Raw genomic sequence first — 24,193 nt, forward strand, 5'->3', positions numbered from 1 at the left:
GCGGAGTGTATGGGTCCGCCTCCCCGCGAGCGTCTGGCCTCGGTGGGATCGCCCGGCGGCTGTCTGTGTCTGGGAATTGCCAGCGAAAATGGGATTCCTTGAATTCGTCTGATGAGTGTTTGAGGAGGATACGGGGTGGGTCCGACATGGCCCTGTGCGGTTTTGCCGCACGGGGGGAGCACTGCGCGCGTGGTAGACGCCGCCCGGGAGTGTGAGAGCCATGCCGGGATGGAGTCGGGACGTGACGCGGTGGACGTGGAAGGCGCTGCTCTTGTGTGGAGCGTTGGGGTGTTCCGCGGAGCCGGAAATGGCGGTGGTGTTGGACGCGGGCGTGGTGGATCCAGGCCCCGACAGCCTGCCCTGTGACGTGCAGGCCGTGATCGCGGAGCGTTGTGCGTACTGCCACACCACGCCCGCGAAGGCGTATGCGCCCATGGCGCTGCAGGCGCGCTCCGACTTCCAGCGGGCCTCGATGGTGGACGCCCAGAGCAGCATGGGGCAGCGCAGCCTGACGCGGATGAAGGACGCGCAGTCTCCGATGCCGCCGGCCTCCGAGCCGCCGATGCCGGAAGCGGAGCGGGCGTTGCTCATGGGGTGGCTGGAGTCGGGGATGCCGGCGGGGACCTGCGGCAGCCTGCCCGCCGGTCCCGCGCCCACGACGTGCGCGAGCGGGAGCATCTGGTCCGAGGCAAGCGGCACCGGGGCCTACATGGCGCCCGGCATCGCCTGCCGGAGCTGCCACCTGGAGCAGGCGCCCTCCGTGGCGTACTTCTTCATGGGCACGGTGTTCCCGACGCTCCACGAGGCGGACGGGTGTGATCCGCGGCTGCAGGAGCCGTCGAACGTGAAGGTGGAGATCCTGGACCTGGAGGATCAGGTGCGGCTCACGCTGGTGCCGAACTCCGCGGGCAACTTCATGTCCACCACGCTCCAGCCGTCCTTCCCGATGCCGTACCGGGCGCGGCTGGTGGGGCCGGATGGCACGTCGCGGATGATGGCCACGCCGCAGAGCAACGGGGACTGCAACAGCTGTCACACCGAGCAGGGCGCCCAGAACGCTCCGGGGCGCATCGCGCTGCCGTGAGGATGCCCGGTGCGGGCGCTGCGACAAATGACCGCAGCGTTCGCGCCACGGGAGGCTGATATCCGGGATGTTCCTTTCTTCCCGGAGTCACCCGATGAAGTCTTCCCTGGGGCCGCTGTGTGTTGTCGCGGGTTCGCTGCTGTCCTCATCCGCCTTCGCGCACGCGGCGGTGGCGGGTGCCACGCCTCCCTATGCCGGGGCGACCTTCGAGGCTGACATCACGGTGAGCCACGGCTGTGACGGCGCGGACACGTACAAGATGCGGGTCCAGATTCCGGAGGGCGTCACGAACGTGCGCCCGGTGGACTCCGTGTTCGGCACGGCCGAGGTGGAGAAGGACGCCTCCGGCAACGTGACGGCGGTGACGTGGACCCGGCCCACGGGCAACGTGAAGGCGGCGGACACGCACTTCTTCCACCTGGGGCTGCGCATGAAGCTGCCCTCGAAGCCGTTCACCACGCTGTTCTTCCCCACGACGCAGACGTGCAGCACGCAGGGCGGCGCGCTGACGGTGGTGGAGTGGACGGGCACCGCGGGAGGTGAGCACAACCACGATGGGGACGCGGGCACGGGGCCTTCGGAGAACCCTGCGCCGTCGCTCTACCTGATGCCCTCTCGGCTGCCGGGCTGGAACCAGTACACGGTGGAGGAGCATGTGCATGACCTGACCGTGTTCAAGGACGCGCTCATTGTCTGGTCTGGCACGCAGGCGTACAGCTTCAACCCCGTCACGCAGGCGCTCATCGAGAAGGAGTCTGGGGTCACCGCGCTCACGCAGATCCATCCGGGCACGGTCATCTGGGTGAAGTACTAGGAGCGACCATGCGCCATTGGATCTTCGTGTTGTGCGTCGGTGTTCTCGCCGGCTGTTCTGACAAGCCTTCGCCGCCGCCCACAGGGCAGAGCGATGGGGGCACCATCGTGGAGGACGCGGGTACTGCCTCTGGCGTCGAGCGGCCGGGCGCTCTAGAGCGTCCGCCGTTGGAGCGGCTGCCGGACGACCTCAAGCCGCCCGCTCAGTAGCGGGCGTGGCGTTCGGCGACGCGGTAGAGCTGGGTGAGGGAGTGGTCCAACAGCGCCTGCGTGGACCGCATGTAGCGGTGCGCGCGGGCGAAGGGCAGCCACACGCGGTTACCGACTCGGACCTGGGCTTCCATCCATTGCTTGCGTGGGAGCCATTGTCCGCCCAGGTGTTTGACCAGCACTTCGCCCAGGTAGGCACCCACGGCGGGGACGGCGATGGCCTCGATGTTGTGCCGCTCGAAGGTGTCCGGGAAGGTCTCCTTCCAGAAGTGGAAGTCGATGTCCGTCAGGGATTCGGGGGACCCCTTGAAGACGGAGGGCACCGGCGTGTGGAGCAGCGCCACGAGGCGTTCCGCGAAGTATGCGTACTGATCAAGGGCGGCCTTCGGGTCGGCCACGTCTGAAGGCAGGGCGGCGTCCAGGGGGAGCCACTCGTCTGGCTCTGGTGGGACGTAGGCGTTGAGTTCGGCGATGCGCCGCTGGCGCTGGGCCAGGGATGAGTATTCGGGGAGGCGTGAGAGCATCGCGGCGACGTCCGGAGCGAAGCGGGGTTCGACGGGGGCGAGGGTCGCGCTTCGTTCGCGGAGGATGGCCATCACGGTATCGAAGTCGAGGTCCGGCCGAAGGTGGACCCACGCACGGGCCTGGGCGACACGGGCGGCTTCGCTGGCGAAGTCCGCGGCGGTGGGCCAGGTGACGAGGAGGATGGCTCCGTCCGGGAGTTCTTCGACGCGGTGGGCGGGCGTGGAGCGCATGCGCTCGCGGCCGACGGTGTCCACGAGCTTCGCGCCGAAGACGTTGAGCCAGCAGACTTCGTAGACCTTGTCGAAGCCGTCCCGGAAGGTCGTCTCGTTGTCCCGGCCAAAAGAGGGGAAGTCCGCCAGTTCCTTGTCGGCCAGGCTGTGGGCCGAGGCGTGAATGACGGGATAGTGGATGGCCCATGCACGGACCATCTCCACGAACGCCTGGCAGCGGGCTTCCTCCGCGAATAGGTCAATCGGGTTGACGTCGATCCATATGCGAAGGCTCGGAGGAAGAGGTGGAAAGCGAAGCAGAATCTCCATGTCCAGCTTGGGCCCCGTCGTGCGGTGGAGTCCGACGGAGGTAGTTCGCTCATCTCGTGATTCTGTCAGGGCCTTCACGACCGCCGTGCGTGTGTAAGGCTGCCGCCGTTTCCCCTGGGTGATGTCCGGCATCCATGGACCTGCACCTGACTCAAGCGCGGTGAGCAGCGGCGCCAATTCACCGTTGTGATCCGCGAGTGTGTTGCAGGCGCCATTGAACGAGAGCAGCAGGTTGTCGTCTGTCACTGAATTACGACCTCCACGCCAGCGACGTTGCTAAGGACGGACTCCAACGCGCCTTTGAGCGTGCTTCCCTTGGCGGGTTTCAATCTGCCACCTTCATAGACAAGGTGAACCCTCTGGATTCGCACCGTTCCTTCGAGTCCTGGCCGACGGATGTTCACGGTCTCGCCGTAATACTGGACCGCTCCACGCGCGTCCGCCTTCATTTGAGCTGTCAGCTCGCCCAAGCTCAGCAGATGCAGGTCCCGGCTCTTGAAGCTGAAGGTCTCCATTCGTGGTGGTTGGCCTGACGGTGGCTTCGTTTCAACGACCAGCACGTCCGCGAAGCGCAGGTCCGATTTCGTCATGCCCACGTGCGTTTCGATGCGGGGCTGATCGAAGTCCTTGAGCCACCGACGCTGTGCCCGCGGCAGTGCCGCATCCGCTCGGAGTTGGGCGACCATGTCTCGCTCGAACATCAGCCCGCGGATGAACTGCCCGCGCAGCTCCAGGTAGCCCTCCCATCGCAGGGGACCCTTGGCAGGCACGCCCTGTTCCAGCTCCGCGAGCCGGGCCTCGCGATAGCTCGCGTACTCGGTCCAGAGTGGATGACCTTCGGCGCTCTGCGGTGCATCCCGCTCCGGTGGATGCTCTTTCAGGAAGGACACATCGCGGGACAGCCGTGGTCCCGTGGCCTCCCATTCCACCTGCGCGAGGCGGGCCTCCAGGACCTCCGGCGGTACTCCCGCGAAGTCCTTCGACAGCGCTGCGGCGTCTCCACTTCTGCCGGTGCTCTTCTGCGCGGCGCCCGGGCGTTCGCGGCTTGCCTCCGCCAGCAGGGCCTGGGCCTTCGCTGGATTGCCTCGAGCCTCGTACAGCGCCAGCACTCCGGCTTCTCCCCACTCGGCGGCGAGGAGGGCGCCTTCCCGGCTCGCGCGGAGCTGACGCAGCAGCTCCCGCGTGGCGTTCACCCCGAGCTGGTCCTCCAGCCGCGCCACCGCCGCCTTGAGCGCCTCCAGGTCGAAGGTGGGACGTTCTCCTCGCAGGGCCCGTGCGCCCTTGCCTCCCGCGTACAGCGCGACCATGAACGCGGCGGGGGCCAGCTCTCGTGTGGCCTGTTCGTACCGGCCCTTCGCCAATGACGTTGCACCCTGGGCCGTTCCCGCGAGCAGGTGGAAGAAGCCCGTCGGGACACCGAACGTCAGGTGGTCGAAGCCGCCCCTCACCACGTTGCCCGGTGAGAAGTGCCCTGCCATCAGGGCCCGCTCCACCGCGTCGAGCGCTTCCTGGTACGGCGGCGGCAGTTGCGCACGCTTCGCGGAGAACTCCACGTAGCGGGCCCCCGCGCTCACGTCGGTGCTGGACAGCGCATCCCGCCCCGCGCGTCCCAGGCCTCGCAGGACGTCACCGGCCTGCTCTTCCCGCTCTGGATACGTCGTGACCTTCAGTCCCCTGCGCAGCAACTCCTCGCGCACGGTGGGCATGCCGCCCAAGGTCTCCCCGAGCTGCTTGTCGCGGGCCAGGCGCTGGACCAGCTCGCGCAGTTCGTCATCGAAGGTGGCGTGGAGGATGAAGAGGGCGAACACCTCCGCGCGTGGCGCGCCATACTTCTCGACCGCGCTGACGAGGAACGCGGCGCGCTTGCGTTGAAGGATGCCGGAGGCCTTCGCATTCAACGGCCCCAACGCTCCCAGCCGGACGGCATCCCAGTCGTCGAGGGATTCCACCAGCCAGGGCATGTCCACCCCTCGCTGCATGGCCACGAAGGCCGCGGGCGAGGCACAGGCCAGGAAGGGCGCGAGGCGCTGTTCGCTTCGGTCCAGGTCGGGCCAGCCATGCGGCAGGGACCGACTGCCACAGGACCATCCCTTGTCGTCAAGAGGCTCAGCGGAAGCCTTCCGGCCCCCTCCAGCCCAGGGGCGCCATGCTGCGCGCGCAGCCGGAGTGCCGTAGCTCCAGGTGCCTCCGTGTGACGGTGACGAAGCACAGCCCGCGATGAGCAGGGCCATGCAGGCCAGCACCGCCCACCGCCGCACGGTGGCTCCCACGAGGAATCGCCATGGCTGAATCACAGCCGATGACGATACCGGCTCACGGCACGGTGGCGGGATCCGCGAAGCGCGGGTCGGTCAGGAACGGCGTGTCCGTGAGCGACTCCAGGAACGCGATGACGTCCGCCTTCTCCTCGGGCGTCAGCTCGAAGCCGCGCACGAAGGCGCTCTGCAGGGGGCTCGGTTGTCCGCCGTTCGCCGCCCGTGCTCGGCCTCCCGCCGCGTAGTGGTCCAACACGTCGGAGAGCGTCTCCACGCTGCCGTCGTGCATGTACGGCCCGGTGACGGCCACGTTGCGCAGCGATGGCGCTTTGAAGCGCCCCATGTCATCCGGACGGAACGTGATTTCGAAGAGGCCTGTGTCCCCAGCGGGATACGCGCCCTGGCCGTCTTCGTTGTAGAGCCCGGTGTTGTGGTACGGCAGCACCGGCTCCTTCGTCGCCTCGTGCACGGTCGCGTCCTGGAAGTTGAAGCCGGAGTGGCAGTGGTCGCACTCCAGGCGCTCGGACAGGAACAGCTGCAAGCCCCGCTTCGCCGCGGGACTCAGCGCGTCCACCTCCTTGCCGTACAGATAGCGGTCATACGCCGACGTGCCGGAGATGAGCGAACGCTCGAACGCGGACAACGCCCGCGTCAGCGTGGCCAGCGACACCGGCGTGGCCTCGTTCGGGAATGCCTCCGCGAAACGGGCCGTCAGGTCCGGATCCTCGCGCAGCCGCTCCAGCAACACGTCCTGTTGATCCGCGAAGCCCAGCTCCACCGGATCCCGCCCGAACAGCGGCACCAGCGCCTGGGCCTCCAGCGTGGTGAGCGCGGAGTTGGCCCAGGTGAGGCTGGTCGCGTACGCCACGTTCGCCAGCCCCTGTCCGTTGCGACGGTGCGCCTGTCCCGTGCTGCCCACCGCGTGCACTCGCCCGTCCGTGAAGGCCCGGGCCTGCTCGTGGCAGGAGCCACAGGACTGCGTGCCGTTCAACGACAGGCGCTTGTCGTAGAAGAGGCGCCGGCCCAACTGGACCTTCGCCTCCGACATGGGGTTGTCCTCCGGCACGCGCGGCGTGGGGAAGCCCGCTGGCAGCTTCCAGTCGTAGGGCACGGGCTCCTCGGTCGGACCCGAGGGATCCGCGCAGCCCGCGGCCAGCAACGCCACCGTCACCAGGGCCGTCCACGCCTGTCCTTGTCGTCGTGCCACGTAGGACGTCCTTCCTGCTACTCGGCCCGGATGAAGGTCTGCGCGGCCGGGTTCGCCGCCTGGCCTCCGAAGGCCAGCCCCAGGGGCTGGAAGAGGGCACCGCAGTCCGTGTCGGTGGGGGACGACATGCAGCCCGCGGCCGTGCCAGGCGCGTTCACGTCCAGGTTGGCGCCCGCGAAGAGCGTGCCCAGGTCCATCACCACCTTGTTCTTCGTCACGTCGAAGCCGGCCAGGTGGAACTCCGGACGGTTGTTGTTCGCGCACCCGGCGGTGCCCTGCGTCTGGCCCTCGGGCGGCGGCGCGCAGGCCGTGCTGCCCAGGTGCAGGACGTGCTGGGGAAGGCCCTGCGTGCGGCCCTCGATGCGCGTGAAGATGAAGCCGCTCTGCCAGCTCCAGTGCAGGCCCGTATCATCCATCGGCGCACCGAGCGTCGTCGGGTCGCCGTGGTTCACGTCCTCCGGCACGCCCACCGTGAAGCGCAGGCCCGTGTAGTCACCCTGGGGCGCCGTGCCCTGGATGGACGCGTTCATCGCCGCCGTGCCTTGCGTGCACAGCCCGTCCTTGTTCGCGAAGTCCAGCAGCACCACGCCCGAGTGCTGCCACGAGCCGTCCTCGGTCAGCGTCACGGGCACCTCCTTCCCGTCCCGCGTCACCAGCCGCACGTTGTGGACATACACGCGGAAGTCCATGGGCTCGTACGTCGTCCCCGTCGTCCCGACGTTCGCGTACGTCTTGCCGCACTCGAAGGCCTCCGCGCCCACGCGGGCGACGACAGGCAGGTTCACCGTCAGCAGCTCGGGCGTCTGGGGTTCGTCGTCCCCACAGCCGAGCGCGCCCACGAGGGCCAGCGGAAGGAGGAGGCGGGAGCGGAGCAGGGAGCGCATGGCAATCATCCTTGAAAGGTGCCCCCGTCTAACGCACTGGCTGGGAAAGCATGCCGTGGCATGTTGCCGCACCCGCCGGCCGGCTCACGCCACCTCGCGCGTTTCGTCCGGAACCGGGAGCCCCGCGCCCCTCGCCTTGCGCCGCTGGATGGCCAGGAAGAGGGCCTCGTGCGTGGCGGGCGAGGGCAGGTCCACGTCGCCGCCCGGCGCTCCGAAGGCGGCCACCGCGTCGCGCAGCGCCTCCCGCACGGACAGGGCCAGCATCAGCGGCGGCTCGCCCACGGCCTTGCTACCGTGGATGGTGCCCTTCTGCTCGGCCCGCTCCATCAAGGCCACGCGCAGGTCGATGGGCGCGTCGCTGAACGCGGGCACCGCGTAGGTGCTGGCCGAGTGCGTGAGCAGCCGCCCGTTCGCGTCCCACTTCAGCTCCTCGCCGGTGAGCCACCCCATGCCCTGCACGAAGGCGCCCTCCACCTGACCCCGGTCCAGGCCGGGGTTGAGTGAATCCCCCACGTCCTCCAGCAGGTCCGAGCGCAGCACGCGCTTCATGCCCGTGTCGCCGTCCACCTCCACCTCGCTCACCGCCGCGCCATAGGCGAAGTAGAGGAACGGCTTGCCCCGGCCCAGGGTCCGGTCGTAGCCGATGCCCGGCGTGCGGTAGTAGCCCGTGACGGACAGGCCCACGCGGTCGCGGTAGGCCTCCTCCACCACGGTCCCGAAGGGCAGCCCCTGGTCCGGCCGCGACGCCGCCGAGATGCGCCCGTCCTCGAACACCAGCGCGTCCGGAGACACCGCCTGCCCGTGCAACTGCACCAGCATGCGGGCGGCCACCGGAGCCAGCCGCTCGCGCACCTGGATGCAGGCCTCGCGCACCGCCGCGCCGTTGAGGTCGGAGCCGCTGGAGGCCGCCGTCGCGGACGTGTTGGGCACCTTGTCCGTCGCCGTGTGCGCCACGCGCACCAGGTCCGCGGGCAGGCCCAGTTCGCGCATGGCCACGCCCTGGATCTTGGTGTGCAACCCCTGGCCCATCTCCGTGCCGCCGTGCGACAGCAGCACGGAGCCGTCGCGGTACACGTGCACCAGCGCGCCCGCCTGGTTGAGGAAGGTGGCGGTGAAGGAGATGCCGAACTTCATCGGCGTGATGGCCAGTCCGCGCTTGATGCGGGGGCTGGACGCGTTGAAGGCCTCCAACTCCGCGCGGCGCTTCGCGAAGTCGGACGACTCCATCAGGTCGTTCCACAGCTTCGGCAGCCGGTTGTCCTCCAGCTCCTGGCCGTAGTGCGTGGTGTTGGTGTCGCCCACGCCGTCGTAGAGGTTGCGCTGGCGCACGGCCTCCGGGGCCAGGCCCAGGGCGGCCGCGATGCGCGCCAGGATGTCCTCCATCACCAGCATGCCCTGCGGACCGCCGAAGCCCCGGAATGCCGTGTTGGAGACCAGGTGCGTCTTCGCCACGCGGCCGGTGTAGCGCACCGACGGCACGTAGTAGCCGTTGTCCAGGTGGAAGAGGGCCCGGTCGGTGATGGACTCGGACAGGTCCAGGGACCAGCCGCCGTTGGACGTGAGGTCCGCCTTGAGCGCGAGCAGCCGGCCCGTGGCGTCGAAGCCCACCTCCCAGGCCGCGTGGAACGGATGGCGCTTGCCCGTGACGACCATGTCCACGTCGCGGTCCAGCATCCACTTCACCGGCCGGCCCGTGTGCACCGCCGCCAGCGCCACCAGCGCGGCGGGCGCGTTGCCTTGCGTCTCCTTGCCGCCGAAGCCGCCGCCCATGCGCGGCGCCTTCACCACCACGCGGCTGCGCGGCATGTGCAGCACGTGCGAGATGATGGCCTGCACCTCCGACGGGTGCTGTGTGGAGGACGTCACCGTGACGTCTCCGTCGTCGCCCACCTCCGCGAAGGCCGCGTGCGTCTCCAGGTAGAAGTGCTCCTGGCCGCCCATCGTCAGCTCTCCGGCCAGCCGGTTCGGGCTGGAGGCGAGCGCGCTGTCCACGTCGCCCCGGCGGATGATGTGCGGGTCGGTGTGGAAGCTGCCCTGCTTCAGGGCTTCGGTCAGCGTGAGCACCGCGGGCAGGGGCTCGTAGTCCACCACCACCTGGCGCACGCCCTCGCGGCAGGCCTCGGGCGTCTCGCCGACGACGAGCGCCACCACCTGCGCGTGGAAGAGCACCTCGTCCTTCGCGAGCAGCGGCTCGTCATGGCGGATGGGGCCCGTGTCGTTCATGCCCGGGATGTCCTCCGCGAGCAGCACCTTCACCACGCCGGGCACCTTCAGCGCGGCGCTGGCGTCGCGGCGGAGGATGCGCGCGTGCGCGTGCGGCGACAGCACCGGCCACACCGTCAGCATGGGCTGGCGCTGCGCGAGGTCATCCACGTACTGCGCGCTGCCCGTCACGTGGCCCAGCGCGCTCTCATGGCGCAGCTCGCGGCCCGCGTCCGCGGTGGCGACAGGCGCGCCCGGGGCGAAGCGGGGGCGTCCGTCCAGCGCGGCGCTGCGCTCGCCGGACGCGAACTTCTCCAGCAGGGACACCACCAGCCCGCGCCGGTACTCCGCGCTGCCACGCAGGTCCGTGAGGGGCGTGAACTCGCGCTCCAGCGTGGCGCGCACGCGGGCCACGGCCTCCGTGTTCCACGGGTGGCCCACGAGCTGGGCCTCCGTCTGCTTCGCCCGCGCCGGGGTGGCCGCGACGCCGCCGTAGCCCAGGCGCGCGGTGCGCACGAGGCCCAGCGCGTCCGTCTCGATGCAGAAGCCCGCCGCGACGATGCTGATGTCCAGCTCGCGGCGCTTGGACACCTTGAAGCTGTCCGAGTGCCGGGTCAGTCCGCTGTCCTTCGCCGGGGCGTGGGGAATGACGACGAAGCGGACCACCTCGTCCGGCTGGAGCGCCGTCTTGCGGTAGGCGAGGAAGAAGTCCGACAGCGCCACCGTCCGCTCGCCGCGCACGGACGCGAGCACCAGCCGGGCGTCCAGCGCGAGCAGCACCGGCGCCGTGTCCCCGATGGGCGAAGCCGTCACCAGGTTGCCCGCGAGCGTGGCGCGGTGGCGGATCTGCCGCGAGGCGAAGACGTTGAGCATCTTCGCCAGCTCCGGCACCTCGTGGCCCAGCGCGTCCTCCACGTCCACCAGCGACGCGGCGCCGCCCACGTACCAGCCGTCCTCCTCGCGGCGGATGGCGCGCAGGGCCTCCACGCCTTCCGTCGAGATGAGGAACGGGTAGCGACGGGACTTCTTGGTGATGTCCACGCCCAGCTCGGTGGCTCCGGCCACGAGCATCGCCTCCGGGTGCAGGGCACGCAGCGCGAGCAGGTCCTCCCACGTGGTGGGGCGCAGGAACAGGCCGTCGCGCGCCTCGTAGCGCAGGGGCGGGGTGGGGGAGGGCGGCCCCTCCAGCGAGACGCCGGGAAGCCCGGGGCCCGCGCCCTTCGCGTCGCGGGTGGCGAGCGCGTCCACCATCGCGTCGCGGATGGGGCGGTAGCCGGTACAGCGGCAGATGTTGCCGCAGAGCTGATCCGCGATGGCCTCCGGAGAGCTCGCGTCCTTGCGACAGTACGCCTCCACCATGGAGACGACGAAGCCCGGCGTGCAGAAGCCGCACTGCGAGCCGTAGTGCTTCACCATGGCCTGCTGCACGGGGTGAGGCGCGGCGCGGCTGCCCACGCCCTCCACGGTGACGAGCTCGCGCCCGGCCGCCATGGGCAACAGCGCGATGCAGCTGTTGAACGCGCGCAGCGTCTTCTGGCCGCTCACGTCCCGGTCCACCATGGCCACGGTGCACGCGCCGCAGTCGCCCTCGGCACAGCCCTGCTTCGTGCCCGTCAGTCCGCGCGCGCGCAGGTAATCCAGCAGGGTGGTGTTGGGCGACGCGTCGTCGACCTGGACCGTCTGGCCGTTGAGCCGGAATTCGAAGGGGGTGCTCATTCCCCCGAGGATAGCAGGGGCGCGGGCGCTGGCTGAGCGCCTGCTTCCTGGGCCAGTCCGTGATGGAGCTGGAGCAGCCCGGCGGCGATGCTCACGGCCACCTCTTGCGGTGACTTTCCCCCGGTGGGCAGCCCCATGGGACACTGGACGCGGCCCACCTGCCGGGCGGGCATCCCCTTCGCATCCAGCCTCTGCCGGAAGCGGGCCCACTTCGTGTCACTGCCGATGAGCCCGATGTAACGGGCCGGCTTCTGGATGGCGAAGGCGATGATGTCCTGATCCACGTCGTGCCGGTGCGTCATCACCGCCACGTAGGTGCGCTGCTCGTCCCAGACCGCGCGCGACGCGAACTCGTCCCACGCCTCCTCGTGACGCACCACGCCTGCGGGCACCTGCGGGGACTGGACCCACTCGGCGCGCTCATCCACCAGGTGCACGCGAAAGGGGGTTCCCTCCAGGATGCGGCACAGCGCCTGTCCCACGTGGCCGGCGCCGAAGAGGTACAGCTGCGGCCCGTGGTTGACGGGCTCGACGAAGACGTCCACGACTCCTCCACAGCACTGGCCCAGCTTCGCGCCCAGCGGATAGCGGAACGTGCGCGCCTCGCCCCTGGCCAGACACGCGCGGGCGTCCTGAAGGACCAACTGCTCCAGGTGGCCTCCGCCGATGGTGCCGTGGAAGGTGCCGTCCGCGCGCACCAGCAGCTTCGCGCCGGGGGGCGCGGGCGTGCTGCCCTTGCACTCCGTCACCGTCACGACGGCGAACGGCGAGTCCTCGCGTGCCCACTCCGCCAGCTGGTGAACCCAGTTCCACATGCCGCCGGTGAGTCTGCCACGGCCGCCATCCCCGTGGCGCTCCTCCGGACGCCTGCCGTGGGGACGAGGAGGCCGGCGCTCGTTGCCGGGCCGGTGAGGCGCACCACCTTTGCGCCAGTCGATTCCCGTTCACCGGAACCAAGGAGATGACGTCATGGCCAATACCGACATCGAGACGCTGAACTCCTTCCTGCGCGGTGAGCTCTCCGCCGTGGAGACCTACCGGCAGGCGAGCAAGCACATCAAGAGCGACCTGGCTCGCACGGAGGTGGACGCCTGCCTCCATGACCACGAGGCCCGCGTCGACGCCATCAAGGAGCGCATCGAGAAGCTGGGCGGCAATCCGGCGGAGAGCTCCGGCGTCTGGGGCGTGTTCGCCAAGGTGGTCCAGGGCGGAGCGGACCTGCTGGGGGAGAAGGCCGCCATCGACGCCCTGGAGCAGGGCGAGGACCACGGCCTGGCGGACTACAACCGCGACGTGGGCAAGCTCCACGGCGAGGCCCGCAGTTTCGCGCGTCAGCAGCTGCTGCCGGCCCAGAAGCAGACGCATGACCGGCTCAGCCGCTTGAAGCACAACCCGACCCTGCACTGAGCGTAGGGGTTGCGCGGTGCCGGACATCCCGAGGTGCCCATCCAGACTGAGGGGGTGGGCGCCTTGTGGTGCATCACACGTCCCCGCATCCAGGCCTGGAGGCTTTCAGGGGGCGTGCGATATTCGGAAGGAGGGCACTTCCACCGGCGAACGAGGGCGAAGAAGCACATGGCGCGCGAGCACACGGTGCCGGGGCCGCACGGGCCCGGGACCGTCACCGACAGCGAGGACGCGGGGACACCGGCTTCCCGCTCGCCCGACGTGCGCGCCGAAGTCGAGGGGACGCCCTCCGTCCCCTCTCCGACGACCGCCGACACCAGCTACGCCGCGGGCGCCCTGGGCACCGGCATCGAGGTGCTCTTCACCACCTCCGAGCGCGCCCTGCAGTGGGCCTGGCGCGTGCTCCAACTCGCGCGCGGCGTGGTGGAGGCCACGCCCCGGGGCGACGCGTTCATCCGCGAGGCCCGCGCGTCCGTGGTGGACTTCCTGGACCACATCCCGCCCCACGTGCGCCGCAGCGTCGAGGAGGTGCTCGTCTTCTGCAACCTGTGGCAGGCCGTGGGCGTGCGCCTGCGCCGCCGGGGTGGCTTCCCCGCGGGGGACGACGCGGCCTGGCGCCAGCTCTGCGAGGACGTGGAGTTGCTCCAGCGCGCCGCCCAGGCCCGGCTGGGCACCGCCGCCGCGCTGGAGCAGGGGCTGCTCAAGGACCTGGGCCACCTGCGCGCGCTGGCCCTGTCCTGCGGCGACAGCGCCAACGAAGTCACCGTGGGCATGGAGGTGTTCACCCGCTGCATCGCGGAGCTGATGGCCGTGGCCAGCGCCGTGCGCCGCGCCTGGGAGGCCGCCGCCCATGAGCTGGCCGAGTCCGCCGCGTGGCTGCGCGCGGGAGACCCGGCCTTCAGCGCGTGGCTGGCGGAGCACCTGGTCGCCGCAGAGCCCGCGTGGGAGCGCACCCAGAAGGTCGCTCGCTGGCTTCACGACGTGGGCGCCTTCGCGGGCCAGCCCTGAAGCGCGGCCCTCTCAAGGCTCGATGAGGATGCGGTGCCGGTGCAGCTCCAGGAGGATGTCTGGATCCAGGTCCGCCTGCTTGTGGTCGCGCAGGTGCTGGCGGACGGCCTCCACGGGCTTCTGGCCGGTGAACTCCACCAGCAGCGAGTAGGCCTCACCGGGCAGCGCCACCGCGTCGTATTCGCTGTAGAAGCCCAGCGCGACGCTCCCGTCCGGCAGCCACTTCACCGTCGCCTCCGGGTTGAAGCGCAGCACGCGCGGCAGCGCGGGCGCGGTGGCCTGGGTGTACAGCTTCTCCAGCACCTTCTGTTCGATGGTGCCGTCCAGGCCCAGCATCCGCTCCAGCCCGTCCCGGGACACGGCGCGCACGGCGTCGTAGCAGGCGCGGTAGAAGTCCTTCTCCATCCCGGCGTACCCCTTCCAGAGCGCGGCGTACACCTTCGCCGGGGGCGCCGCGTCGTCCAGGTCCTCCACGGACAGCGGGCCGGTGGCCACCTCCGCCTTGTCGCGGCCGTCCAGGAGGAACTCCGGCATCAGCTGGAGCAGCGCGTGGCGTGACAGCTGGAACTCCGCCAGCGTCAGGTACGTCTTGAGCGACATCCAGAAGCGCTGGCCGTCCCGGCCCGCCACGTACTTGCAGAAGAACGTGGAGCAGACGGACTCGCGGTACGCCCAGATGGTGCAGCCGCCGGACTCCAGCGCGTAGTAGGGGCAGCGCAGCGACGACGCGCGGCCGAAGAACTGGTGCGCGTTCTTGTACAGGTGGTTGAACTTCGCGGGCGGCTTCACCCACTGCGGGCTCACGCCGATGCGGCTGTCGATTTTCGCCTCGATGCGCCGGCGCCCCTCCGCCATCTGCGGCGAGTCATCCGACAGCAGCGCGCCCACGAGGTAGTTGGGCAGCCGCGGCTGATACGTGCAGCACTTGGTGTCCGGCCGGAACAGGTGCTCCGCCCCGTCCACGGACTCCACCGTGGCCTGCGCGGAGGCGCGGCTCATGGCGCAGTTGGAGCAGGTGGCCTTCTCTTCCGTGGGCGCGTCCTTGCGGAAGAAGGCCGGCAGGAGGTCCTGGTAGAGGGCGGGCAGCGTCGAGAGGATGGAAGACATGAAGGCAGGGTGTCAGGAGGACCGGTCGGCCCACTCCAGGTGATAGGTGGCGGAATCGGGCGAGTGGCGGGTGCGGTGCAGGGTGAAGCCCTGGACTCCCACGCGCAACATCCCTTCTTCCAGCACGCCGTCCACGAAGCCCTCCAGGGCCTCCGGTTCGTTGAACCAGAGGTCCGCCTGGGCGGGGCCCAGCACGGTGAGGCGCGTCTCCGTGTAGTTGTTGCCGCTGCGGAAGTTGTGCTGCATGCGCTCCAGCGAGCGCATGGGCCCCACCACGCGGGCCAGCGTGAGGACCGCGCCGCCCACCAGCGTCTGCGCGTAGCCCTCCACCATCCGCCGGCCCATCAGGCGCCGGCCCTGCTCCACCGGCTGGTCGGGGTGGAGCGTGCGGGCCGTGTCCTCCAGGCAGTCCACCCAGACGGCCAGGGGGTACGCGGCGAGCAGCGGGGCGTGCAGGTTCAACCCCCGCGCGCGCAGCCGGTCCACCAGCTCGGGCGTCAGGGAGGGGGCCAGCACCTTGCGGTACAGGCTGTCCACGCTGCTGCTGAAGATGACGCGCTCGTCCCTCATGGCCCTTCTGTCCTTGCCGGGACCTGAACAGGCCCCGGGCGCGCATTCTTCGCCCAGGGCCCGGGAGGAGGCCAGCCCCCTGGCGCCCCCCCTCACCGCGGGTACGCGGTGAGGGGGGAAGCGCCCGGTGCGTCACCAGGCCACGGAGAGGCTCACGCCGCTGTAGGCGGTGAAGCCCCGGAGCAGGAGGTACTGCCGGCCGGCGATGGGCCGCGCCGCCAGGTTGCACGTCTCGTTGTTGCCCGTCAGGTAGGGACGGCAATCGTAAATCTGGGTCGTGGGCGCGAAGTCGAAGCGCGTGTAGAGGTCCACGTCCCCGGTGCCGCCGGAGATGCTCACCGTGGAGGGCGTGTTCGCCGGCACGTCGAAGCAGTAGTACTTCTGCGACGAGGCGTTGCCGGAGATGAGGGACACCGTGGTGTTGTTGGGCAGCGGAATGCAGGAGGGCGTCGTCGTGACGCCCACGCCCACCGCGCTCCACGCGGCATCCACCGCGTCCTGGACGGCGGTGTTGTAGCCCAGGCTCTGCGCCGCCACCCGCGTCGCCAACCTGGCCGAGTAGAGGTTGGTGGTGCGGGTGAAAAGGTTCATGTTGGCGTACCAGAAGATGTGGGCCGCGGCCTCCACGCCAATGGCTGGCACGTTCACCAGCGTCTTGCCTCGCGGGTGCATGCCGCCGGTGGCCATCAGCTTGAACGCCAGGTTGGCCACGCCGGAGCCGTAGTGCACGTCCGTGCCACCGTTCAGGTCCGGGGCGTAGTCCACGGAGGAGCCATCGGCCGCGGGGTCGTTCATGTAGCGCAGGGCATCCCCGGACGTGCCGGGAGTCCAGGCCGTCTCCGCGATGTGCCACACGGACGTCGCGGTGCTCCAGGTGCCCGAGGCCCAGCTGCCGCAGGTGGCGGCGTAGATGTCCGACAGCGACTCGCTGAGCGCGCCGGACTCGCCGCTGTAGATGAGGTCGGACGTGGTCTCGGTGACGCCGTGCATGAACTCGTGCACGACGATGTCCGGGTCCTCGCACGGCTGCCCGAACTGGGGCAGGCTGCCATCACCGCAGACCAGCTTCGTGCCGTCGAAGTACGCGTTCACGTAGCTGGTGCCGTAGTGCACCTGCGCCAGCAGCGGGGCGCCCATGCCATTGTACGAGTCACGGCCGAAGTTCGCCTGGAAGCAGTCGTAGAAGAGGCCCAGGTTTTCGTACGTCGTGTCGATGGCCGTGTCGCCGGTGGCCACCTGTCCTTCAATCCTGCACGTGCCGTTGTTGGTGCCGCCCACCGAGCACACCGTGCGGTTGCGCGCGGCGTGGATCTCCGGCGCGCGCAGCACCTCCTGGCCGTCCGCCGCGCTCACGTAGACGCGGTCGCGCAGGGACATGCCGTCCGCGTCCTGTCCGGACACCACCACCTCGAAGGCGCGGACCAGGGACGCCTCCGGGGTCGGCCGGATGAAGACCTCGCGAGGCGCTCCCGCGCTGCTGCCCGCTGGGGACGCCGCCAGCGCCGCCGCGCTCGCGGTCTCCGGCGCGATGCGAGCAGGGGCTGGCAGGGGCTCGCCGTCACGCGCGGTGCCGTTCACCGCGTACACCTGGCCCCGTGCATCCACGTGGACGATGAGCTCTTCATTCTCCACCGGGAGCCCGCCCTTGGTCTGCGCGTAGCGCAGGTGCGTATTGCCAAGTTCGTCCGTGTGGATGCGCTTGGGCACCACGTCCTTCGCCGTCAGCCGGAAGGCGGGCAGCACGCGCAGCAGGGTGGGCTCCAGGAGCGCGTGTGCCTGCCAGGCGCTGGCGCCGGAGAGGGGCCGTCCCGTCGTGCCCAGCGCGCCCTGGATGAACTGGGGCACGCCGTCCGCATGCACCCCCCGCACCTCCGCGCTGGGCAGCGCTCCCAGCGCCGACTTCAGGTCTCCCAGGCGGGTTTCAGAAGGAGCGGCAGGCGCCTCGGCGTCAGGACCTCCCGAACTACATGCGGACAGCGTGAACGTCAGGCCGGCGAGGAGCCAGCGGTTCTTTCGCGTCATGACATGCCCCCAGTGTGACGAAACGAGTCTGTGAAGCCTCGCGAACAAAGCATGGAGCACCGACTGTCAGGTGAATTCCATGAAGACTGGGAGTGTTGGAAAGGAGTCCCAAGACGGAGGGGCGCCCACGTCGGCGGTGGTTCACCCACCTGGGTGCTGTGCGGGCGTCCTGGCACGAACTCCGGACGTTGTGACGCGAGGCGCGGTGATAAGGACGGCCCCGCTGTTACCTCCCGTCACCCGTTCGCAAGGACCTTCATGCTCACGCTGCGCGGGGCTCCGGCCCTCTCCGAATTCAGGCTCGCCAAGCTGCTCGTCCGTTGCCGGGAGCGGGTGCCGTCGGTGGCCACCCTCTACTCGGAGTTCGTGCACTTCGCGGACACGTCGGCGGCGCTGACGCAGGACGAGGCGGAGCGGCTGGGGCGCCTGCTGGAGTACGGCCCCCACACGGCGAAGCGCGAGCGCATGGGCACGCTGCTCCTGGTGGTGCCGCGTCCGGGCACGGTGTCTCCCTGGGCCTCCAAGGCGACGGACATCGCACACCACTGTGGCCTCACGCAGGTGCGCCGCATGGAGCGCGGCATCGCGTTCTTCCTCACCGGCCCCGGTGGCCGGGAGCTGGACGCGAATGAGGCGGAGGGCGTGCAGGCGGTGCTGCACGACCGGATGACGCAGGCGGTGCTGCCCCGGCTGGAGGACGCGGAGGTGCTGTTCCGCACGGACTCGCCCCGGCCGCTCACGCGCGTGGACGTGCTGGGCGGAGGCCGCGCGGCGCTGGCGAAGGCCAACGGCGAGCTGGGCCTGGCGCTGGCGGAGGACGAAATCGACTACCTGGTGGCGCGCTTCACGGAGCTCCAGCGCAACCCCACCGACGTGGAGTTGATGATGTTCGCGCAGGCGAACAGCGAGCACTGCCGCCACAAAATCTTCAACGCGTCGTGGACGGTGGATGGCGAGCCGCGCGAGCGTTCGCTGTTCCAGGCCATCAAGAACACCTACGCCCAGAGCCCGGGCGGCGTGCTGTCCGCGTACAAGGACAACGCCGCCGTCATCGAGGGCTTCGAGGTGGAGCGCTTCTTCCCCCAGGGCGAAGCGCGCGAGTGGGGCACCGTGCGCGAGCCGGCCCACATCATGATGAAGGTGGAGACGCACAACCATCCCACCGCCATCTCGCCGTACCCGGGCGCGGCCACGGGCGCGGGCGGTGAAATCCGCGACGAGGGCGCCACCGGGCGCGGCGCGAAGCCCAAGGCGGGGCTCACCGGCTTCTCCGTCAGCCACCTGCGCCTGCCGGACTACGCGCGGCCGTGGGAGCTGGCCTACGGCAAGCCGGACCGCATCGTGTCCGCGCTGGACATCATGGTGGACGGCCCGCTGGGCGGCGCCGCGTTCAACAACGAGTTCGGCCGGCCCAACCTCACCGGCTACTTCCGCAGCTTCGAGCAGCACGTGCCCACGCCGGAGGGAGTGGAGGTGCGCGGCTACCACAAGCCCATCATGCTGGCGGGCGGCCTGGGCAACATCCGCGCGGGCCACGTGAAGAAGGCCCTGCTGCGCGCGGGCGACAAGCTCATCGTGCTGGGCGGCCCGGCGATGCTCATCGGTCTGGGCGGCGGTGCGGCGTCCTCCATGGCGCAGGGCGCGAGCGCGGCGGACCTCGATTTCGCCTCCGTGCAGCGGGACAACGCGGAGATGGAGCGCCGCTGCCAGGAGGTCATCGACCAGTGCTGGATGCTGGGCGACCAGAACCCCCTGCGCTCCATCCACGACGTGGGCGCGGGCGGCCTGTCCAACGCGCTGCCGGAGCTGGCGCACGACAACGACCTGGGCGGCCGGCTGGAGCTGCGGGAAGTGCCCAACGACGAGCCGGGCATGTCCCCGGTGGAAATCTGGTGCAACGAGGCGCAGGAGCGCTACGTGCTGGGCGTTGCGCCAGAGGACCTGGCGCGCTTCGCCGCGCTGTGCGAGCGCGAGCGCGCCCCCTTCGCCGTGCTGGGCGAAGCCACGGCGGAGCAGGTGCTCACGCTCACGGACCGCGAGCTGGGGGACACGCCCATCGCGCTGCCCATGGACGTCCTCTTCGGCAAGGCGCCGCGCATGCACCGCGAGTTCGCGTCGCGCCCCCTGAGGCACGCTCCGCTGAGCACCCCGTCCGATTTGAAAGCCGCGGCGCACGCGGTGCTGTCGCACCCGACGGTGGCGGACAAGTCGTTCCTCATCACCATTGGCGACCGCTCCGTGGGCGGACACACCGCGCGTGACCAGATGGTGGGGCCGTGGCAGGTGCCGGTGGCGGACTGCGCGGTGACGCTGTCGTCGCTGATGTCCAACACGGGCGAGGCGATGGCGCTCGGCGAGCGCACGCCGGTGGCGCTGGTGGACGCGGCGGCCTCCGCGCGCATGGCGGTGGGCGAGGCGCTCACCAACCTGGCGGCGGCGCGCATCGGGAAGCTGTCGGACGTGAAGCTCTCCGCGAACTGGATGGCGGCGGCGGGCAGCCCCGGCGAGGACGCGAACCTCTACGCCGCCGTGCACGCGGTGGGCATGGAGCTGTGCCCCGCGCTGGGCATCGCCATCCCGGTGGGCAAGGACTCCATGTCCATGCGCACGCAGTGGCAGGAGGACGGCCAGAAGAAGGCGGTGACGGCGCCCTTGTCGCTCATCATCACCGCGTTCGCTCCGGTGCTGGACGCGCGCGTCACGCTGACGCCGCAGCCGGTGGACGTGGCAGGGGACACTCGCCTGTTGCTGCTGGACGTGGCGAAGGGCCGGCAGCGGCTGGGCGCGTCCGTGCTGGCGCAGGTGCACCAGCAGGTGGGCCCGGAGTGCCCGGACGTGGATGACGCGGCGGCCCTGAAGGGCTTCTTCTCCGCGGTGCAGGAGCTCCATGCGGCGGGCGTGCTGCTCGCGTACCACGACCGTTCCGACGGCGGTCTCTGGGCCACGCTCGCGGAGATGGCCTTCGCGGGCCACTGCGGCCTGGACGTGGACCTGGCCCCGCTGGGTGGCGACGCGGTGGCGGCCCTCTTCAACGAGGAACTGGGCGCGGTGGTGCAGGTGCGCGCGTCCGACGTGGCGCGCGTGCGTGATGCCTTCACCCGCCACGGCCTGGGCGCGCACGTCCATGAGCTGGGGCGCCCCACGTCCCAGCAGGTGGTGCGCGTGCGGCACGGCGGCGGGGAGTTGCTCGCGGAGGAGACGGTGGCTCTCAAGCGCACCTGGTCCCGCGTGAGCTACGAAATCCAGAAGCTGCGCGACAACCCCACCTGCGCGGAGGAGGAATACGCCGCGAAGTGCGACGCGCAGGATCCGGGCCTGTCGCCGGTGCTCACGTTCGACCCGGTCGTGGACGTGGCGGCGGCGTACATCGCCAAGGGGGCCCGGCCGCGCGTGGCGGTGCTGCGAGAGCAGGGCGTCAACAGCCAGCAGGAGATGGCGGCGGCGTTCACCCGGGCGGGCTTCGCCGCGGTGGACGTGCACATGAGCGACCTGCTGTCGGGCCGCGTGTCGCTGAAGGACTTCCACGGCGTGATGGCGTGCGGCGGCTTCAGCTACGGCGACGTGCTGGGCGCGGGCGGCGGGTGGGCCAAATCCATCCTCTTCAACCCGCGCACGCGCGACGCCTTCTCGGAGTTCTTCGCGCGGCCGGACAGCTTCGGTCTGGGCGCGTGCAACGGCTGCCAGATGTTCGCGCAGCTGAGAGAACTCATCCCCGGCGCGGAAGGCTGGCCACGCTTCGTGCGCAACGCGTCCGAGCAGTTCGAGGCCCGCCTGGGCACTGTTGAAATCGCGCCGTCGCCGTCGCTCTTCTACAAGGGCATGGAGGGCAGCCGGATGCTCATCGTCGTGTCGCACGGTGAGGGGCGGGCGGAGTTCGCCAACGCGGAGGCCGCCGCGCGCTTCAACGCCTCCAACCTGGTGACGACGCGCTGGGTGGACAACCGGGGCCAGGTGGCGGCGAAGTACCCGGCCAACCCCAACGGCTCGCCGCACGGCATCGCGGGCGTCACCACGAAGGACGGGCGCTTCACCATCACCATGCCGCACCCGGAGCGGGTGCACCGCACCGTGCAGCACTCCTGGCACCCGGCGGAGTGGGGCGAGGACGGCCCCTGGATGCGCATGTTCCGCAACGCCCGCGTCACCCTGGGCTGACGCGTCCGCGGGACGGGGCCTTCCTCGCCGCTACGGGAGGAAGGCCGCCTTCACCGCGTCCAGCAGCGGGTTGGCGCCGGTCTCCGCGTCCGTGCAGCCCTGGTTGAGCGTCCAGATGATGGTGCCGCCGTAGCCCTCCTGCCTCACGAAGGCGCCCTTGGCTGCGATGGCTTGCGGGCTGTCGTAGGAGATCCACGTCACCGTGCCGTCCTCCACGAGCTTGTCCGGGGCGAACGTCACGTAACTGGCCTGGGCCTTCTCGTCCCACTGGTACTTCCCCTGCTTCGAAAAGCGGAGGATCTTCTTGTAGGTGAACGAGTTGTCCCCGCCCACGTAGTCGGACCAGTTCGTGAAGGGCTGGTAGGGCCCGGTGATGTGGCGCCACGCGAGGCCATAGAAGGGGATGCCGATGCCCAGCTTCGCCTTGGGGATGCCGGCCTTCACCCACAGGTCCAGACTGGACGCGATGGACGTTGGGTGCAGGCCCTGTTCGCCCTTCAGCGCGGACGTGTGCCAGGACATCCAGCCGTCCCACGCGCCAATCATCTCGTAGGACATCAGGTTCATCTGGTCGAAGTACGTCGCCAGCTCCGCGAACCAGGGGTCTGCGTCAGTGGGGAAGTTGGTGTTGATCCAGTGGAGGGGGAAGGTGAGAAGCATCTTCGGCCGCGCCTCGCGCAGGGCCTTCACCAGGGCCAGCAGCTTCGGCCGGTCCTCCTTCTCCACGGGCTCCCAGTCCAGGTCCAGCCCGTCGTAGCCGAAGTCGTCCATCGCCTTCAGCAGCGAGCGGACGAACTTTGCGCGGTTCGCGTCGGACGCGGCGCCCACCCAGCCGTCGTGCTCACCGGATCCGCCCACCATGATGAGCGCCTTGCGGCCCGCCGCATGCGCGCGCTTCGACAGCGTGCGGGCGATCTCCGGCCCCCGGTCGTTGTCGAACTTCGTGCTCAGTGTTCCGTCCGCCTTCGGAGTGACGCGGCCCACGAGGATGTGCGTGAGCGCGCTGAAGTCCACCTTCTCCGGCGGATAGTCGTCCGCGTTCCAGCCCGTGTAGTAGCCCGACACCCACTTGCCACCCTGGCCCGGCGGACCCTTCACGGCTGGGGATGCACTCACCACCACGCTGGCCTGGGCGACCTGGCTCGGGTCCGCCTTGCTCCGGACCATCACCCGGTACGTGCCCGGCTTGCGAGGCGCGGTGTAGACGCCAGCGGCGCTGATGGAGCCCCGTTCGTTTCCAGGCTCCACGCTCCATGCCACCTCCGTGTCCGGGCTGTTTGTCACGGTGGCACGGAAGGCGTGCGTGGCGCCCGGAGCCAGGAAGACCGCAGGCGTCTCGAGCGTGAGGGTCACTGGCCGGAGGCCCTGCTCGATGCGGATGTCGTCGAAGGAGAGGGGCGGCAGCGTCTTGCCGCTGTCCTCCTGGAGCCACAGGCCCGTGATGCGCGTGCGGCCTTCAGGCAGCAGCTTCGCCAGGGGCACGCGGCAGGTCGTCCACTTCCGGGCCGGGATGGCGCCGCCCTCGCAAGTGGGGCCCAGCGGCACGCCCACGGGTTGCTCGGAGCCGATGACGACGCGCGCGCGCACCGCCGCGTTCGCGCCATCCTTCCCGCCGTTCACCTTCAGCACCAGCGTGTCATCCGGTGACACATCGAAGCCCGGATGGCCGAAGTACAGCGCCTCCCATGGCCCCATCGTCACGGTGATGGCGTGGCTGCCCGAGGCCCCTGCCACGGTGGCGCTCATCGCGTGCGCCCCGGCCCACGTCAGGTCCTCCCAGGGCGGGGCCAATCGGTCCTGATAGAGCCACGTCACCAGGGGCTGCGTGGGAGACGCTGCTTTCGGAGGGGGAGCCCCCTGGGAAACACCGCCCAGCAAGAGCGCGGTCAGCAGCACCCGGAGTCCAGCCGGAGGTCGTCGCATGGTCTCCCATCCTCGCAGAGGGAGGGGAGGCGCGTCCTGCATCGAGGCACCAGCCAGGCCGCCATGAGTTCGTCAAAGAGTCCCGCGACCCGAAGTTTTCCGTGAGCTCTCGATCCCAACGGAGCGCCGCGATGGGCCGCGATGTCATGAGTTCGCGGACGCCAAGGTTGACGCACCGACTGAAGCCTCTGCCCGGGGCCGGTTCCCTCAAAACCTGTCCGACTGTCGGACCGGTTTCCGCCGCACGAGTCCCCAGGTCGAGCCGACCCGGCAGGTGACGAGGACGGTTTGCTTGTCCGACAGTCGGACGGATCTCGCCGCATGGGCTTGAGGCCACGCCGAACCGACAGGGGCGCGACGATATGCGTGAGCGAACACCAAGGTAGGGCACGGACAGAGGCGCCCGCCCGGGCCCGGTTGCCTCAAAACCTGTCCGACAGGAGGGTTGCGCGGAATAAGCAATCTGATGGGTCCTGTAGAAGGGAGATGACGTCAGAAGAGGGAGCCTCCTGCTCGTCTGCGGAGCAGCGGAGCAGACGCCGCGTCGCCAAGGACCCGACGCCGCG

The 24,193-nt window shown here is 70.0% G+C and carries 16 protein-coding genes; 6 read left to right on the forward strand and 10 right to left on the reverse strand.

The window, feature by feature from the left end:
* Window positions 1–241 precede the first annotated feature (241 nt).
* From D7V77_RS07990 to D7V77_RS43210, 3 genes are all read left to right on the forward strand, one after another.
* The gene (locus D7V77_RS07990; RefSeq protein WP_120575671.1) at window positions 242–1,084 is read left to right on the forward strand and encodes a hypothetical protein; all 843 of its coding nucleotides are present in this window, start codon (window positions 242–244) and stop codon (window positions 1,082–1,084) included.
* A gap of 94 nt (window positions 1,085–1,178) precedes the next feature.
* Window positions 1,179–1,898: a YcnI family protein gene (locus D7V77_RS07995; protein WP_120575672.1), complete on the forward strand. Its 720-nt coding sequence runs from the start codon at window positions 1,179–1,181 to the stop codon at window positions 1,896–1,898.
* Between the two features lie 8 nt (window positions 1,899–1,906).
* Entirely contained in the window at window positions 1,907–2,107 is a 201-nt protein-coding gene (locus D7V77_RS43210) for a hypothetical protein (protein ID WP_126933346.1), read from the forward strand.
* Here D7V77_RS43210 and D7V77_RS08000 read toward each other — a convergent pair.
* The 6 genes from D7V77_RS08000 to xdhC all read right to left on the reverse strand — a co-directional run bounded on the left by D7V77_RS08000 (window position 2,101) and on the right by xdhC (window position 12,250).
* Window positions 2,101–3,060, reverse strand: coding sequence for a hypothetical protein (locus D7V77_RS08000; RefSeq protein ID WP_368666181.1), 960 nt, complete (start codon window positions 3,058–3,060; stop codon window positions 2,101–2,103). The two genes, D7V77_RS43210 and D7V77_RS08000, sit on opposite strands and share 7 nt — an antisense overlap.
* A gap of 353 nt (window positions 3,061–3,413) precedes the next feature.
* Window positions 3,414–5,132 (reverse strand): hypothetical protein, encoded by a 1,719-nt coding sequence (locus tag D7V77_RS08005; RefSeq protein WP_233596756.1) that lies wholly within the window; start codon window positions 5,130–5,132, stop codon window positions 3,414–3,416.
* Window positions 5,133–5,484: 352 nt separating this feature from the next.
* A complete protein-coding gene (locus tag D7V77_RS08010) occupies window positions 5,485–6,633 on the reverse strand; it encodes a methanobactin export MATE transporter MbnM (RefSeq protein ID WP_120575674.1) in 1,149 nt (382 codons plus the stop codon).
* A gap of 17 nt (window positions 6,634–6,650) precedes the next feature.
* Window positions 6,651–7,517, reverse strand: coding sequence for an MbnP family copper-binding protein (locus D7V77_RS08015; protein WP_120575675.1), 867 nt, complete (start codon window positions 7,515–7,517; stop codon window positions 6,651–6,653).
* Between the two features lie 84 nt (window positions 7,518–7,601).
* Entirely contained in the window at window positions 7,602–11,435 is a 3,834-nt protein-coding gene (xdhB, locus tag D7V77_RS08020) for a xanthine dehydrogenase molybdopterin binding subunit (RefSeq protein ID WP_120575676.1), read from the reverse strand.
* Window positions 11,432–12,250 (reverse strand): xanthine dehydrogenase accessory protein XdhC, encoded by an 819-nt coding sequence (gene xdhC, locus D7V77_RS08025; RefSeq protein WP_120575677.1) that lies wholly within the window; start codon window positions 12,248–12,250, stop codon window positions 11,432–11,434. Before xdhC ends, xdhB begins: the two co-directional genes overlap by 4 nt.
* Window positions 12,251–12,404: 154 nt before the next feature.
* Here xdhC and D7V77_RS08030 point away from each other — a divergent pair, with 154 nt between their 5' ends.
* Entirely contained in the window at window positions 12,405–12,842 is a 438-nt protein-coding gene (locus tag D7V77_RS08030) for a DUF2383 domain-containing protein (RefSeq protein WP_120575678.1), read from the forward strand.
* 168 nt (window positions 12,843–13,010) lie between these two features.
* On the forward strand, window positions 13,011–13,850 hold the full coding sequence (locus tag D7V77_RS08035) for a hypothetical protein (RefSeq protein ID WP_120575679.1): 840 nt from the start codon (window positions 13,011–13,013) through the stop codon (window positions 13,848–13,850).
* Between the two features lie 12 nt (window positions 13,851–13,862).
* On the opposite strand, the gene D7V77_RS08040 is transcribed toward D7V77_RS08035, so the two are convergent.
* From D7V77_RS08040 to D7V77_RS08050, 3 genes are all read right to left on the reverse strand, one after another.
* Window positions 13,863–14,957 (reverse strand): hypothetical protein, encoded by a 1,095-nt coding sequence (locus D7V77_RS08040; RefSeq protein WP_120575680.1) that lies wholly within the window; start codon window positions 14,955–14,957, stop codon window positions 13,863–13,865.
* A 12-nt stretch (window positions 14,958–14,969) separates the two neighbouring features.
* Window positions 14,970–15,527: a DUF2378 family protein gene (locus D7V77_RS08045; RefSeq protein ID WP_120575681.1), complete on the reverse strand. Its 558-nt coding sequence runs from the start codon at window positions 15,525–15,527 to the stop codon at window positions 14,970–14,972.
* A 132-nt stretch (window positions 15,528–15,659) separates the two neighbouring features.
* Complete coding sequence (locus D7V77_RS08050) at window positions 15,660–17,549, reverse strand: M4 family metallopeptidase (protein WP_120575682.1); 1,890 nt, start codon at window positions 17,547–17,549, stop codon at window positions 15,660–15,662.
* A gap of 258 nt (window positions 17,550–17,807) precedes the next feature.
* Here D7V77_RS08050 and purL point away from each other — a divergent pair, with 258 nt between their 5' ends.
* Window positions 17,808–21,704, forward strand: a complete 3,897-nt coding sequence (gene purL / locus D7V77_RS08055) for a phosphoribosylformylglycinamidine synthase (RefSeq protein ID WP_120575683.1) — start codon at window positions 17,808–17,810, stop codon at window positions 21,702–21,704.
* A gap of 30 nt (window positions 21,705–21,734) precedes the next feature.
* Here purL and D7V77_RS08060 read toward each other — a convergent pair whose 3' ends face one another.
* On the reverse strand, window positions 21,735–23,627 hold the full coding sequence (locus tag D7V77_RS08060) for a glycoside hydrolase family 18 protein (protein ID WP_120575684.1): 1,893 nt from the start codon (window positions 23,625–23,627) through the stop codon (window positions 21,735–21,737).
* Between the last annotated feature and the right edge of the window lie 566 nt (window positions 23,628–24,193).

The organism is Corallococcus sp. CA041A (assembly GCF_003612075.1).
Classification (GTDB): Bacteria; Myxococcota; Myxococcia; order Myxococcales; family Myxococcaceae; genus Corallococcus; species Corallococcus exiguus.